This window comes from Flavobacterium suaedae, assembly GCF_014642915.1.
Taxonomy (GTDB): Bacteria; Bacteroidota; Bacteroidia; order Flavobacteriales; family Flavobacteriaceae; genus Flavobacterium; species Flavobacterium suaedae.
In genome coordinates, this window is record NZ_BMJE01000004.1 from 162,682 (window position 1) to 177,084 (window position 14,403).

Annotated in this window: 14 protein-coding genes; 4 read left to right on the forward strand and 10 right to left on the reverse strand. The window is 36.6% G+C overall.

Features of this window, described 5'->3' with window-relative positions; genetic code table 11:
* Nucleotides 1–71: 71 nt before the first annotated feature.
* From IEW45_RS09085 to IEW45_RS09100, 4 genes are all read right to left on the reverse strand, one after another.
* On the reverse strand, nt 72–1,067 hold the full coding sequence (locus IEW45_RS09085; RefSeq protein ID WP_188620931.1) for an acyl-ACP desaturase: 996 nt from the start codon (nt 1,065–1,067) through the stop codon (nt 72–74).
* A gap of 3 nt (nt 1,068–1,070) precedes the next feature.
* On the reverse strand, nt 1,071–1,805 hold the full coding sequence (locus IEW45_RS09090) for a lysophospholipid acyltransferase family protein (protein ID WP_188620932.1): 735 nt from the start codon (nt 1,803–1,805) through the stop codon (nt 1,071–1,073).
* 158 nt (nt 1,806–1,963) lie between these two features.
* Nucleotides 1,964–2,374, reverse strand: coding sequence for a BrxA/BrxB family bacilliredoxin (locus tag IEW45_RS09095; RefSeq protein ID WP_188620933.1), 411 nt, complete (start codon nt 2,372–2,374; stop codon nt 1,964–1,966).
* A gap of 100 nt (nt 2,375–2,474) precedes the next feature.
* Nucleotides 2,475–3,617 (reverse strand): lycopene cyclase family protein, encoded by a 1,143-nt coding sequence (locus IEW45_RS09100; protein WP_188620934.1) that lies wholly within the window; start codon nt 3,615–3,617, stop codon nt 2,475–2,477.
* Between the two features lie 130 nt (nt 3,618–3,747).
* On the opposite strand from IEW45_RS09100, the gene IEW45_RS09105 reads away from it, so the two are divergent.
* On the forward strand, nt 3,748–4,401 hold the full coding sequence (locus IEW45_RS09105) for a metal-dependent transcriptional regulator (RefSeq protein ID WP_188620935.1): 654 nt from the start codon (nt 3,748–3,750) through the stop codon (nt 4,399–4,401).
* Between the two features lie 3 nt (nt 4,402–4,404).
* The gene (locus IEW45_RS09110) at nt 4,405–5,229 is read left to right on the forward strand and encodes a ZIP family metal transporter (RefSeq protein WP_188620936.1); all 825 of its coding nucleotides are present in this window, start codon (nt 4,405–4,407) and stop codon (nt 5,227–5,229) included.
* A 38-nt stretch (nt 5,230–5,267) separates the two neighbouring features.
* Here the strand turns inward: IEW45_RS09110 and IEW45_RS09115 are convergent, their stop codons facing one another.
* The 4 genes from IEW45_RS09115 to IEW45_RS09130 are packed head-to-tail and all read right to left on the reverse strand — an operon-like array spanning nt 5,268 to nt 8,490.
* Complete coding sequence (locus tag IEW45_RS09115; RefSeq protein WP_188620937.1) at nt 5,268–5,396, reverse strand: FeoB-associated Cys-rich membrane protein; 129 nt, start codon at nt 5,394–5,396, stop codon at nt 5,268–5,270.
* A 5-nt stretch (nt 5,397–5,401) separates the two neighbouring features.
* Nucleotides 5,402–7,504, reverse strand: a complete 2,103-nt coding sequence (gene feoB / locus IEW45_RS09120) for a ferrous iron transport protein B (RefSeq protein WP_188620938.1) — start codon at nt 7,502–7,504, stop codon at nt 5,402–5,404.
* Between the two features lie 5 nt (nt 7,505–7,509).
* Complete coding sequence (locus IEW45_RS09125; protein ID WP_188620939.1) at nt 7,510–7,743, reverse strand: FeoA family protein; 234 nt, start codon at nt 7,741–7,743, stop codon at nt 7,510–7,512.
* Nucleotides 7,744–7,794: 51 nt separating this feature from the next.
* Nucleotides 7,795–8,490, reverse strand: coding sequence for an SCO family protein (locus IEW45_RS09130; protein ID WP_188620940.1), 696 nt, complete (start codon nt 8,488–8,490; stop codon nt 7,795–7,797).
* Between the two features lie 166 nt (nt 8,491–8,656).
* Here IEW45_RS09130 and IEW45_RS09135 point away from each other — a divergent pair, with 166 nt between their 5' ends.
* Together IEW45_RS09135 and IEW45_RS09140 are read left to right on the forward strand one after the other, a co-directional pair.
* Nucleotides 8,657–10,720: a M13 family metallopeptidase gene (locus tag IEW45_RS09135; protein WP_188620941.1), complete on the forward strand. Its 2,064-nt coding sequence runs from the start codon at nt 8,657–8,659 to the stop codon at nt 10,718–10,720.
* Between the two features lie 354 nt (nt 10,721–11,074).
* Nucleotides 11,075–11,737: a response regulator gene (locus tag IEW45_RS09140; RefSeq protein ID WP_262891430.1), complete on the forward strand. Its 663-nt coding sequence runs from the start codon at nt 11,075–11,077 to the stop codon at nt 11,735–11,737.
* 198 nt (nt 11,738–11,935) lie between these two features.
* Here the strand turns inward: IEW45_RS09140 and IEW45_RS09145 are convergent, their stop codons facing one another.
* Nucleotides 11,936–12,748: an SDR family oxidoreductase gene (locus IEW45_RS09145; protein WP_188620943.1), complete on the reverse strand. Its 813-nt coding sequence runs from the start codon at nt 12,746–12,748 to the stop codon at nt 11,936–11,938.
* 68 nt (nt 12,749–12,816) lie between these two features.
* Complete coding sequence (locus IEW45_RS09150) at nt 12,817–14,367, reverse strand: bifunctional GNAT family N-acetyltransferase/carbon-nitrogen hydrolase family protein (RefSeq protein WP_188620944.1); 1,551 nt, start codon at nt 14,365–14,367, stop codon at nt 12,817–12,819.
* Between the last annotated feature and the right edge of the window lie 36 nt (nt 14,368–14,403).

Below are 14,403 nucleotides of genomic sequence, written 5' to 3' on the forward strand. Positions count from 1 at the left end.
GTAAAAACAAATATACGGCAGACGAATTAAAAGGAATAAAAAAAGCCACTCGATTGAGCAGCTTTATTTTTTTATTTTATTAATGCCGGTTTTACCCATTTAAAAGTATAAGGGTCATCCGGTATTACAATCCTTTCAGATATTCTTGTCATTCTGTCCGGTAACCTCATAAGGAAATCTCTTGCTTTTTCAGCTTCCTCGGTAAGTCCGGTTATTTTGTCAATCTGCCATTTATCAATCAGCTTTTTCAAAATGTCAATGTAGTCCATAGCAGTATAAATACCAATACGCTGTGCAGAGTCAGAGAACTTCTCAAAAGCATCACCCATTTTCTCACCTGATTCTCTAAGGAAGTGTGCCGGCATGGTAATTTTCAGCTTCATCATGTACTGGAAAGCCTTCATCATTTCACTAGGGTCTACCTTAAAAATCTGGTTTACAAATTCACTGTAAGCCATATGGTGACGCATTTCGTCGCCCGCTATCATCTTACACATTTTCGCCAGCTTTTTATCGCCAAATTGCTTAGCCATTTGTGCTACTCTGTTATGCGAAACATAGGTTGCCAACTCCTGGAAGCTGGTGTACACAAAGTTTTTATACGGGTCGCGACCTGTACCTATATCAAAACCATCGTTAATAAGGTGGTGCGTAGTAATCTCTACTTCACGCATATCCACACGTCCCGAAAGGTATAGGTACTTGTTTAGTACATCACCATGGCGGTTTTCTTCACCTGTCCACTGGCGTACCCATTTAGCCCAACCATTACCGCCTTCTTCCACCTGATTTACACCTTCTACATCCATTAACCAAGATTCGTAGGTTGGTAAGGCTTCTTCCGTAATGGTATCGCCTACCAGTGTTACCCAAAAGTCATATGGGAGATCTTTGGCAATTTCGCGCAGTTCTGTTAGGTCTTCCTGAAAAGTCTCGCTTTGAGAATCAGGAAGCAGATCTGTTGGTTGCCATATTTTTTCTACCGGAATAAGGTAGTTATCAACAAAGCTGTCAACGCTTTTTTCTAATAACTGCATTACTTCCAGCCTAATGTTTTTTATAGACATATTTTAATATTTAATTCCTTGTTTTACTTCGTTTTCAGTCCTTTCCATTATTTCATCAAAAGGAATACCTTTAATTGCAAAAGGTTCTTGTATATTAAAAGTCAGATGGTTGCCTAATCCTAATGGGAACTGCCCAAACTTAAACAGCTTCCATGAGTTATTTATACTAACGGGCACTATGTATGCAGAAGGTGCAAATTTGCATAATATTTTCAGCCCGTTTTCCGAAAACTTCTTCGGAGCACCTGTTTTACTGCGTGTTCCTTCGGGGAATATCACGGCAGAACGATTATTCTTTTCTATATATTGCGCTAGTTCTTTAATAGCAGGCAAGGCTTGTTTAGGGTCTTTCCTGTCGATAAGTGCTGCGCCACTGTGTCTTAAGTTATAAGAAACACTGGGTATGCCTTTCCCCAATTCTTTCTTACTTATGAATTTAGGATGAAATTTACGCATAAACCAGATGATAGGCGGTATGTCGTTCATGCTTTGGTGGTTTGCCACAATAATAAGGGGTACACCTTTAGGTACTTTTTTTACCCCCTCAACTTTGTACGTAGTCCCCAATATGTGAGTGCATCGTACAAGACACCAGTTAAGTATATCTACAGATTTTTTATGTGCCTGATATCCAAAAAGGTTAAGGCAAACCCACTGAACAGGGTGAAATACAACCAGAGTAAGCAGAAAAAAGATGTAATATACTACAGATATAGGATACGATAGTATCTTTTCCATATATGATTCTCAAAAATTCCCGTAAAAGTACTATCTTTTTATAAGATACTAAAACTATTTAATATGCCTGCATACTATTAAAAGCGGTGTATTTACTAAGATAATAAAAAAACCTCGCTTTAGGGCGAGGTTTATGTTATTTTTATGGTTTTTGCTTTTTAGCAAAATTCGTCATAAGCACCTTTAAGGTTTTCTGAAATCATTTCAGCAGGACGACCTTCAATGTGATGACGCTCCAGCATGTGTACTAATTCACCATCTTTAAATAAAGCCATACTTGGTGATGACGGCGGGAATGGGAACATTAGCTCACGTGCAGTATCTACCGCTTCTTTATCAACACCTGCAAAAACAGTAATAAGGCTGTCCGGTTTTTTAGCGTTTTCAAGGCTCATTTTAGCGCCCGGTCTTGCATTTCTGGCAGCACACCCACATACTGAGTTTACTACTACAAGCGTTGTTCCTTTTTTGCCAAGTGCTTCTTTTACGGCATCGGCTGTATATAATTCTTCAAAACCAGCTTCTGAAAGCTCAGCACGCATTGGTTTTACTAATTCTTCTGGATACATAGTTTATCTGTATTAATGAGATTGAGCTCACAAAGTTACGAAGAAAAACTGTTCTAAAAAATACTACAGTTATAAAGAATAAAGAAGTTGCTCAGGCTGTTTACAGCCTGCTAAAACTCCTGAAAAAAGCTTTTATAAAGGTACGTTTCGGGCAGCTTAAAATTACTTTAAGGTCTTCGTTTAGCGTTGTTTCTTCGTCTAAAAACTTAAATATAAGCTGCGGGCTTGCTTTACGGAACATAGAGGCAAAAATAGCGCTGCCTTTTTCATTGTTTCGGTAAAGAATATCAAGCAGTAACATATCGTAAAACCAGAAACGATTTTTACTGTGGAATTTAGTAAAGTCATTTTCTTTTTGGAGAAATTCTATTAATTGTTGCGATAGTTTACAGGTGTTTTTAAAAGTGTACCCTGTGCTGGCTTTTGTCCACCCGCCGGCAGAGCCGATGTTTATACTATTGCGGGTGTTATTTTCCCAAAACGGATATACTGTCATAGGTATACTACCACTTTCTTTCTCAATTATTTCATAATCGGTTACACCTAGTTTTAATAAATAGTCCTTTATAGCTTCTTCATACTCTTGTTTGGGTAATAGCGAAGGTGAGAATAAAGTATATTCCACCAATGCTTCAGTTCCTGAAGTAGGTAATACATACATAAATCGGGTATTGCCTTTTTGCAGTACGCTGAAATCCATAAAAGTGCATACGTCTTTATTGAAAACAGCTTGCTTGGTTTTTACAAACCAGCCTGTAAAGTGCTGTTGCAATAAAGGGTACTTACTTTGTAAGGGTAACTCAGGAGTGTAAATGCTGTTAAACAGTTTGTTGCAAGTGTAACTTTCTGTTTCACTCTTAACGATTACTAAATTACCACTGTCTTTAAAATCAACTACTCTTTGGTAACTAAAAGTTATGTTTTTTTGCTTTTTTAAAATATCTAAAACTTTGTTATAAAAATCCGCTCCTTTTATCATTTTATAACTATATGGTGCTATCTGCATCTCTTTGTTAAAGCTGTTATCAGCAAATAAAGCCTTATCCCATTTTTTAGAAACAATCCTGTCCCATTCTCCTGTGCCTTCTTCCCAAAAACACCAGGTACGGTCATTTTTTTCTTTTTTGGAGGGGTCAATTAATAAGATGCTTTTATCAGTAAACTTACCCGAAAGTACCATACGATAAACCGTCATTAAAGCAGCGAGCCCTGAACCTGAAAAAATATAGTGGTAGTGTTTCATTTAGGAGTTATGTAGTCTCAAAAATAAGAAATAACAATTGCATTTAACTAACTTAATTTTAGGGGACTCTAAAAATATTTTTACCATAACTAAATATGCATTATATTTGCTTGTAAATTTTTAGTTATAAATGACTTATTCAGAAGAAAACTACCTTAAAATAATATACCATCTGTCTAACAATTCCGGTAAAGGTATTGCCACAAATGCCATAGCCAACCAAATGGAAAGTAAACCATCATCGGTAACCGATATGGTAAAAAAACTGGCTGATAAAGGCTTGGTGCGCTATAAAAAATACCAAGGGGTTTCGCTTACTGATGAGGGTAGGTTTAAGGCTTTAATGATTGTGCGCAAACACAGGCTTTGGGAGGTTTTTTTACTTGAAAAGCTCGACTTTTCGTGGGATGAAGTGCATGATATAGCAGAACAATTAGAACACATAAAATCAGAGAAACTTACAAATAAACTGGAAGAGTTTCTTGATTTTCCTACTGAAGACCCTCATGGGGACCCTATACCCGACAGTGAAGGAAATATAAAGAAGGTTGATAAAAAATTACTTTCGGAAATACCTGCAGGTAAAAAAGTAATATGTGTAGGGGTAAAGGATAGTTCTTCTGCCTTTTTACAATATTTAGATAAACAACAAATTGCTTTAGGCTCCGGTATGGAAGTTATAAGTAAAGAAGATTTTGACCTCTCGCTTACTATACAGGTAAACGGTAAACCCATAACGGTTTCCAATAAAATAGCCGCTAACCTGTTTGTAAAAATACTATAATAGATGTTTGAAAATATAGTAACTTATTTTGAGTCGATAGACCCTATTTTAGCAGCATTATATGCTACATTATTTACGTGGGGACTTACTGCTTTGGGAGCATCAGCAGTGTTTCTTTTTAAAACAATGAACAGAGTAGTGCTGGACGGTATGCTTGGTTTTACAGGGGGGGTAATGGTTGCTGCCAGCTATTGGAGTTTATTATCGCCGGCTATAGAAATGAGTAAAGGAGAAGGTTTTACCAAGGTAATACCGGCTGCTGTAGGCTTTATGCTTGGCGCTTTATTTTTATTTGGGCTGGACAAGGCACTCCCTCACTTACATATAAACTTTAAAGAAAGTGAAAAAGAAGGTATAAAAACACCTTGGCAACGTACCACATTACTAACGTTGGCTATAACCCTGCATAATATTCCCGAAGGGCTTGCTATAGGCGTATTGTTTGGTGGTGTAGCCGCAGGTATACCCGAAGCTTCTATAGCGGGGGCATTAACGCTTGCAATAGGTATTGGTATACAAAACTTCCCTGAGGGGATTGCGGTGTCTATGCCGTTACGCCGTATGGGTATGACGCGTCGTAAAAGCTTTATGTATGGTCAGGCATCAGCATTAGTAGAGCCGATTGCAGGGGTGCTCGGTGCTTTTGCAGTAGCATTTTTTACACCAATACTTCCTTATGCTTTGGCTTTTGCCGCAGGAGCAATGATATTTGTTGTGGTTGAGGAAGTAATACCCGAGACACAACAGGATAAAAACACTGATATTGCTACATTGGGTTTTATTGCCGGTTTTATAGTAATGATGACACTTGATGTTGCCTTAGGATAATTTAAGATACTCACTTGTCGCTTATTATGCTCTATTATTTAATGACATCCGCAGTCATCATTACCGCAGTCATTCTTTTTCTTCTTCTTTTTAAAGAAGTATTTTTTAATAAGAAATCCTACTGCTAAACCTAACAGTACATATGTAATAATACTTTGAAAGTCCATAGTAATTATTTTAGCAGCTGATACGTTATTAATGAAACCACATAAGCAAAAGCACTCATGGTGAAGAGCTGTATCATAGGCCATTTCCAGGAATTTGTTTCCTTTCTTGTAATTGCCAATGTACTCATACACTGCATAGCAAACGCATAAAAAAGTAATAATGATATACCTGTAGCAAAATTAAATATTTTTTTGCCGGTATCAGGGTCCACTTCCTGTTTCATACGTTCTTTAATAGTCGCTTCATCTTCTACATTGCCTATGGTGTAAATAGTGGCAAGTGTACCTACAAAAACTTCACGCGCCGCGAATGATGACACTATTGCAATACCTATTTTCCAGTCATAACCCAGTGGTTCAATAGCAGGCTCTATGCTTTTACCCATTATACCTATGTACGAGTGTTCTAATTGAAAAGAGGCTATTTTTTGCTTAATTTCTTTTTCAGGCAGGTTCCTGTTTTCAGGGTTTTGGGTAATAATTTCTTCAGCCCTGTTATACTCTTCATTAGGGCTGTGTGACCCTAAAAACCATATTATTATAGATATGGCAAGTATTATTTTACCTGCACCAAACACGAAAGCCTTTGTTTTTTCTACTACCGTAATAACTACATTTCGTCCTAACGGTATTTTGTAGCTCGGCATTTCTGCAACAAAAAATGTTTTACGGCTTACTTTCAGTATTTTATTAAGCAGTATTGCCGAAATAATAGCACTACCGAAACCAATAAGATATAGCAGCATAAGTGTTAACCCTTGCAGGTTAAAAATACCCAGCACCATACGGTTTGGTATAATTAACGATATTAATATGGTATATACCGGTAACCTTGCCGAACAGGTAGTAAAAGGTGTAACCAATATAGTTATAAGCCTTTCGCGCCAGTTTTCAATGTTTCGGGTTGCCATAATAGCGGGTATGGCACATGCAGTACCCGATATAAGCGGTACAACGCTTTTGCCACTTAACCCGAAGCGTTTCATTATATGGTCCATAAGGAACACTACGCGACTCATATAACCGCTTTCTTCCAGTATGGATATAAACAGGAATAAAAAGGCAATTTGCGGTATAAATATTACTACACCGCCTATGCCCGGTATAATACCTTCGGCTATTAACTCTGTAAGTTTTCCCGGGGGCATGTTTTCAGATACGTATCCGCTTAGCCATGTAAAACCTTCATCAATCATATCCATTGGTATGCTGGACCATGCGAATATGGATTGGAAAATAAGCATTAAAATGGCAAAGAAAATAAGGTAACCGAATACTTTATGCGTTAATATAGTATCCAGTCTTGTTCTGAAATCAGTGGCTTTAGAGGTGTCAACCTTTAGTCCGTCCCGCAGTACTTTATTAATAAACTGATACCTCTTTATAGTTTCTTTTTGTTGTAGTCGTTTAAGCTCTGATTCTGATTTTGTAAACGAACTATTATTAAGTTCGTTACGCTCCAGTTTACCAAAGTTTACATCTTGTGTAATTACCAGCCAGAGTTTGTATAGTAACTGGTTTGGAAACTTTTCTCTTAAATTACCGAAATATTCAGGGTCTATAGATGATGCATTAAGGCACGGTTCTGTAGAAAGTGTTTCAAAATCTACAATAAGTTTTTTTAGCTGATGTATACCTGTGCCTTTTCTGGAACTTACCAGCGCTATTTTTGTATTGAACTCTTTTTCCAGATAAGGAATATCTACCGAAATACCTTTTTTTTCCATACGGTCTGCCATGTTAATGACTAATATGGTGGGTATCTCTAAATCTTTAATTTGGGTAAATAAAAGCAGGTTTCGTTTTAAGTTCTCAATATCAGTAACTACTACCGCTACATCGGGGAAATCTTTATCATTGCGGTTTAGTAACAGCTCTATAACCACATTTTCATCCATAGAGCTGGCATTTAGGCTGTAAGTACCGGGTAAATCTATAATAGTTCCTTTAATGTTGTCCGGTAACCGCGCTATACCTTGTTTTCTTTCTACAGTAATCCCGGGGTAGTTACCTACCTGCTGGTTAAGTCCTGTTAGTTGATTGAAAACGGAGGTTTTTCCGGTATTGGGGTTACCAATTAAAGCAATTTTTATATTTCGGTTAGCCATTAAAGTCAGTCGCTTATTATTTCTACATCAATTTCAATAGCAGTTTCTGTTCTTATGGCAACATGGCTGTCATTTACATTAATGTATATTGGGTCGCCAAACGGAGCTACTTGTATAAGCTCAACAGGATTACCGGGCAGACATCCCATTTCAAGTAACTTGAGCGGAATAGCGTCTACATTAAGTGCGGTAATTATAGCTTTTTGCCCTTTCCTTAGGGTGGCGAGTGTAGTTTTCAATATTTATTGAGAATAATTATAAATACAAAGGTAACAAAAACAGGTAAAAATTTACTCGTTTTCCTGCTGAGATAACCAGTTAATGTCTTCCAGTAACTGTTGCATGTTTTTTTCACCTTCAACCTCTTTATCAAGGTTGGTACCGTTATAAAAACCTCTTATTCGCCCTTCGCTGTCTACCAGTATAAAGTTTTCGGTATGTACCATATCATATAACTCGTCAGAAGTACTGGTTTTTACTGCCAAATACGATTTTCGGGCTATATAATAAATATCTTTTTTATCCCCTGTAACCAAGTTCCACTTACTGTCTATAACCCCCTTTTTTTCAGCATAAGCTTTAAGTACAGGGACACTGTCAATATCAGGAGTTACCGAATGCGATAACAGCATTACTTTTGGGTTGTCTTTTATTTTGTCTTGCAGCCACACCATGTTTTTAGTCATAATAGGGCAAATAGTTGGACAGGTAGTAAAAAAGAAATCGGCCACATAAATTTTGCCTTTATAATCCTCCTGAGTTATAGTATCGCCATTTTGGTTTACAAAAGCAAAATCGGCTATTGTATGGTGGCGCGATATGTGCTGAACGGTAGTGTCTACCAGTTCCGGGTTTACATCAGCAGGGCTATATATAGTTAATGTTTTTTTTGGTTTTAAAGCACCGTAAAACAAGTATAGTATAACAGCTGAAAGTACAGCCATTACTATAAAGAACATTTTATATTTTTTAAAGAATGAAAGCATAGTACAAGTATATTTTTGCAAAATTACGAAAGCAAAGCCTATTTTGCAGAAGATTTAATGGTTTTAAGACCTTAGTAAAAAGCACAAAATCGAGTTTTTATACTTTTGGCACGGCTTTTTCTGATAACTTTATACATTTGTAAAATTGCGGTTAAATTATAACTATATGAAACTAAATAAAAAACTCAACTTAACAGCAGCAGCGTTGGCTATAGGAACTATGGTCTGTACGGCTCAGATTAAAGAAAAAACGCAGGAAACGCACGGAATTAATCTTTCCTATATGGATAAATCAGTAGACCCTGCGGATGATTTTTTTCGTTATGTAAATGGTACTTGGATTGATAAAGCAGAAATACCAAGCGATAAAACCAGATGGGGTAGCTTTGATGAATTGAGAGAGAATACAAATCAAGATGCTCTTAAAATTCTTAAAGAAGCAGCTAAAGATAAAAAACTGAATCCTAATTCAGACCAAGGTAAGGCAGCAAGCCTGTACCGTTCTATTATGGATACAGTTGCCAGAAACAGAGAAGGAATTGCTCCTTTAAAGCCATATATAGCTAAAATAAACAATGTAAAAAATGTAAAAGATTTAGAAACACTACTTATAGCAATGGAGCCGGAAGGCGGTCTTGGCTTTTTTGGTATGGGTGTAGGTGCCGATGAAAAAGACAGTAATAAAAATGCCGTTTATTTAGGAGTAGGCAGGTTAGGTTTACCTGACAGGGATTATTACGTTTCTGATGATGAGGACTCTAAAGAAAAGCGTGAAAAATATGTGGAGCATGTAGCAAGAATGCTTCAATATATAGGTTATAAGCCTAAACAAGCCGGAAAAGCAGCAGCTAATGTACTTGAGTTTGAAACAGCAATGGCAGAGCCAAGGCTAACAAGAGTAGAGCGCCGTGACAGCAGAAATACATATAACCCAATGACTATTGCTGAGCTGCAAAAACTTGCACCTGCAATTAACTGGGAAAAGTATTTTTCAGCATTAGGCGTTAAAGGAGTAAACCAGATTATTGTAACCCAGCCTAAATATATAAAAGCGTTAAACGCAATGCTTGAAGAAGGTGATGTACAGAAGTGGAAGGATTACATGAACTGGACATTAATTAATGCTTCTACCAGCCAACTTAGTACAGATATTGAGACAGCTAACTGGGAGTTTTACAGCAAAACACTTCGTGGAGCATTACAAGAAGAAAATAGAGATATTAATGCGTTGCATACCGTAAACGGTACAATAGGAGAGGCTTTAGGTAAATTATATGTAGAGAAAAAATTTCCTGCTGAGGCAAAAGCAAAAGCGGAGAGCATGATTGCAAACGTAATGCTTGCTTTTGAAAACAGAATTAAAAGATTGCCTTGGATGGCTCCTGCAACACGCGAAAATGCCATTAGAAAACTGCGTAACCTAAAAGTAAAAATTGGTTATCCTGATGAGTGGAAAGATTACACGAAACTGACTATAAAAAGCCCTGAAGCCGGCGGAACACTTTTCGATAATATGAAAAATATTGCCCGCTTTAACTTTGAGAAGGATATAAACAAAATACACAAGCCCGTAGACAAGAGCGAGTGGCACATGGCTCCGCAGATAGTAAATGCATACTTTAACCCATCGTATAACGAAATTGTATTTCCTGCAGGTATATTACAGCCACCATTTTACGATTATAAAGCAGATGAAGCTGTAAACTACGGTGGTATAGGGGCTGTTATCGGTCACGAAATATCACATGGTTTTGATGATTCAGGGTCACGTTATGATGCTAACGGTAACCTTGTAAACTGGTGGAGTGATGAAGATTTAGAGAAGTTTACAGGTCTTGGTGGCGCCCTTGCGGACCAATACAGCGCGTTACAGCCCTTGCCGGGCATATATGTAGATGGTAAGTTTACACTTGGTGAAAACATTGGTGACCTTGGTGGTGTAAATGCAGCTTATGACGGACTGCAGTTATATTTAAAAGAGCACGGAAACCCGGGGTTAATAGATGGTTATACACCAGAGCAGCGTTTCTTTATTTCCTGGGCTACTATATGGAGAACCAAGATGAGAGATGAAGCAATTAAAAATCAGGTAAAGACAGACCCTCACTCTCCCGGAATGTACAGAGCGTATGTTCCTTTACAAAATGTTGATGCTTTTTATAAAGCATTTGATATTGAAAAAGGCGATGGTATGTACATTGAACCGGATCAACGAGTTAAAATATGGTAAACAAAAAGCCCCGCCAATTGGCGGGGCTTTTTGTTGATAGTGTTAAAATTAAGTGTTTTTATCTAAAACTTATACAATTTGCATTTAGTACAGAAATGCTTAATATTTAATATATTAATATTTGTTTGGAATAATATTAATTGTTAAAAAAGTGTTTTAAAATATTTTTTTTAACTAATTTCATCAAACTCAAATTAATCATTATACAGAAAATAGAGAATAAGGTATTGTATAGTTACGCTATGCAACATCTTACTATGCGCGAGATTTTTGTAATTAATTTATCGTTCTTTTTGTGTATTTGAATATTTAAAAATTAATTTTGTTCACCTAAAAAAATTAAACTCATCCAACTTGAAAAAAGTATTACAGGTAGTTGCTATCGACGATCATGCTGTGGTCCTAGAAGGATACCACGCAATTTTTAAATCCATAACTCAGGAGAAATACTCACTAAATTTTGTAAAAGCAAATGACTGCAAATCAGCTTATGATGTTATTTTAGAAAATGAACATGAGCCTTTTGATGTTGCTGTAGTAGATTACAGTATTCCTGACTATGAAGAAAAAGGGCTACGTTCCGGAGAGGACATGGCCTTATTATTAAGACAGTTAATGCCATCATGCAAAATTATAATGATGAGTATGCACAAAGAAATAGATATTCTTAACAGGGTACTTAGCAAAATAAAACCGGAAGGATTTATTAATAAAAGTGACTGTACAACAGATGAACTTTTTGATGGTTTTAAAAAGATTTTGAATGGAGATAAATTCTATTCTAAAACTATCATAGAGTTTCAGAAGAAGAGAGAGACAGAAATGCTTTTAGACGAACTTGATGTTAAGATAGTAAAATTACTCTCCAGAGGAATAAAAAATAAAAATTTAGATAAATATATACCACTTACTGTGAGTGCTATTGAGAAGCGTAAATACAGGATTAAACGCCTGCTTGAGGTTGAAGGAGGCGATGAGGAGCTAATTTCTGAAGTAAGAAACAGAGGGTATATTTAATGTTTTTAGGGGTTTAAATAATTGAAAAACAATTATTTAAACCCTTTTTTACACTTCTTAAAAAAATGTTAATTGCGAAAAACACGCAAATTTAAGTCACTTAAATTCTGTTATTTTACATTACATCCAGCTAATTTATATACTGCTCTTGGTAATGCGTTTATCCGGGGCAGTATTTTTTCACTTATAAATTAGTAGTTATAAATTATTTTGGTTAAAAGTATAATTAAAAACCTCCGTTACCTTATTAACAGCTATTTTCTTAACTACACAAGCTTCTTCCCGGCTGATGAATATAGGTAAGGGTAGGTTTTTTTCTTTTGCCTTTTTTGTATAATACTCCTTCTTTGTAGGGTGGTAAGGAGCCACACCGTTTAAAATACCTTCTTCAAAATTTTTTTCTACAATTTTTAAAATAATATTAATACAATCATCACGGTGAATTAGGTTTACAGGAGTGTCAGGGTCTGGTATATCCTTTTTACCTGCTAAATAATGCACAGGGTGTCTGTCCTCACCAATTAACCCTCCAAATCGCACTATAACAGTTGTAAAGTTCTCGTTATTTTGTAATAGTTGTTCCACTTCCAGCAATTGTTTACCGCTTTCGTTGCTTGGTTGCGGGGTCGTTTCTTCGGTAATTATCCCTTCAACATCTCCATATACCGAAGTAGAACTAATAAATATTACTTTGCTGACATCTGAATTTTCTATGTGTGGTAACAGTGTTTTTATTTTATCTGTAAAACTTTCATTCTCATTTGCTTTCCCTCTTAACTTCGGAGGAATATCAATTATCAATATTTTACTTCCGTTTAGAAAATCAGTAATATCCCCTTCAATAGTGTCGGGGTGTAAAGCAATACGGTACGGTTTTATTCCTGCCTGCTGTAATGTGTTTATTTTTTCAGGTGAGGTGGTAGAGCCTTTTATGCTATACCCCTTAGCCAAAAACTCTTTAGCCAAAGGCAGCCCAAGCCAGCCACAACCTAATATTGATATTTGTTCCATTGCTTTATGCTATGCTACTAAACCCTTTAAAAGTTTAGACTTAAATAAATGTTGAAGGTTTAAACAGCTTAGTTATTTTTTTGTTTGTTAACCCTTTTAATACTGTAAAGGTCTTCTCTTCTGTCTTTTAAAATACGAACGCTACCGTATTCGTGTAATTCTTTTAGCAAATCTAAATCAAGGTCTACTATAAGTGTCATTTCAGTATTTGGCGTTGCCTCAGCTTTCACACCGTTTGATGGGAATGAAAAATCCGAAGGGGTAAATACCGCTGTTTGTGCAAACTGTATATCCATATTGTTTACACCCGGCAGGTTACCTATAGAGCCTGCTATGGCAACATAACATTCGTTTTCTATAGCTCTTGCCTGTGCACAGTGCTTTACTCGGGTGTAACCGTTTTGGGTATCGGTCATAAATGGTACAAACAATATTTCCATTCCTTCATCTGCCATAATGCGCGAAAGTTCAGGGAACTCTACATCATAACAAATCATAATACCTATTTTACCGCAATCAGTATCAAAAGTTTTAATTTCCGAACCGCCTTTCATACCCCAGTGCTGTATTTCGTTAGGGGTAATGTGTATTTTTCGATACATTTCGCTGGCTCCGTCTCGCTTACAAAGGAAACCTACGTTGTAAAGGTTGCCGTCTTCCACCATTGGCATACTGCCGGCAATAATATTTATGTTGTAGGAAATAGCCATTTCCTGAAAACGTTTCTGTATCGATTCAGTGTAGCGGGCAATTTCTCTTATGGCATCAGCTTCAGACATGTGGTTGAAATCTGCCATTAATGGTGCTACAAATAATTCAGGGAACAAAGCAAAGTCACTACCGTAACCCGAAACAGCATCTATAAAAAATTCTGCCTGGTCAAATAAAGCCTCAACATTTGCCAGCGGACGCATTTGCCATTGTACTAAACCAAGCCGAATGACACTTTTTCGGGTATTAATTAGTTTAGGGCTTTCATCATAATAAATATTGCTCCATTCCATAAGTACAGCATACTCATGAGAGCTTTTGTCACCCTCTAAGTAATTACGCATTACACGTATTACGTGGAAATCGTTACTTAACTGGAAAGACAATACAGGGTCGTGTACTTCTTTAAGGCGTACTTTTTCTATATATTCTTTAGGAGAGTATTCATCTGCGTGCCCTGTATAGTTAGGTATACGCCCGGCAAATACAATAGATTTAAGATTTAGCTGCTCGCAAAGTTCTTTACGGGCGTCATATAAACGTCTGCCCAGGCGTAACCCTCTGTATTCAGGGTCTATAAATACATCTATACCATATAACACATCACCGTTATAGGTGTGGGTATTAAAGGTATATTTACCTGTTATTTTCTCGTAAGTATGGTTAGATATGGCTTTTTTATAATCTACAATTAATGATAATGCAGAACCTACTACTTTACCGTCTACAATTACTACAAGCTGCCCCTCCGGGAAAATTTTTAAAAGGCGCTCAATATCTTTCTCGCTCCAGTAGGGTTCATCCATGTCTTTCATGTCGTGGTAGGCATGTTGCATGGAAAGTTTAAGCTGTTTGTAATCTTCTATTTTAAGGTTACGCAATTCAACCTTATTAATCTCTATCTGCATGTACTGTATTTTTGCTAAAAATACAAAAAGGTTCTG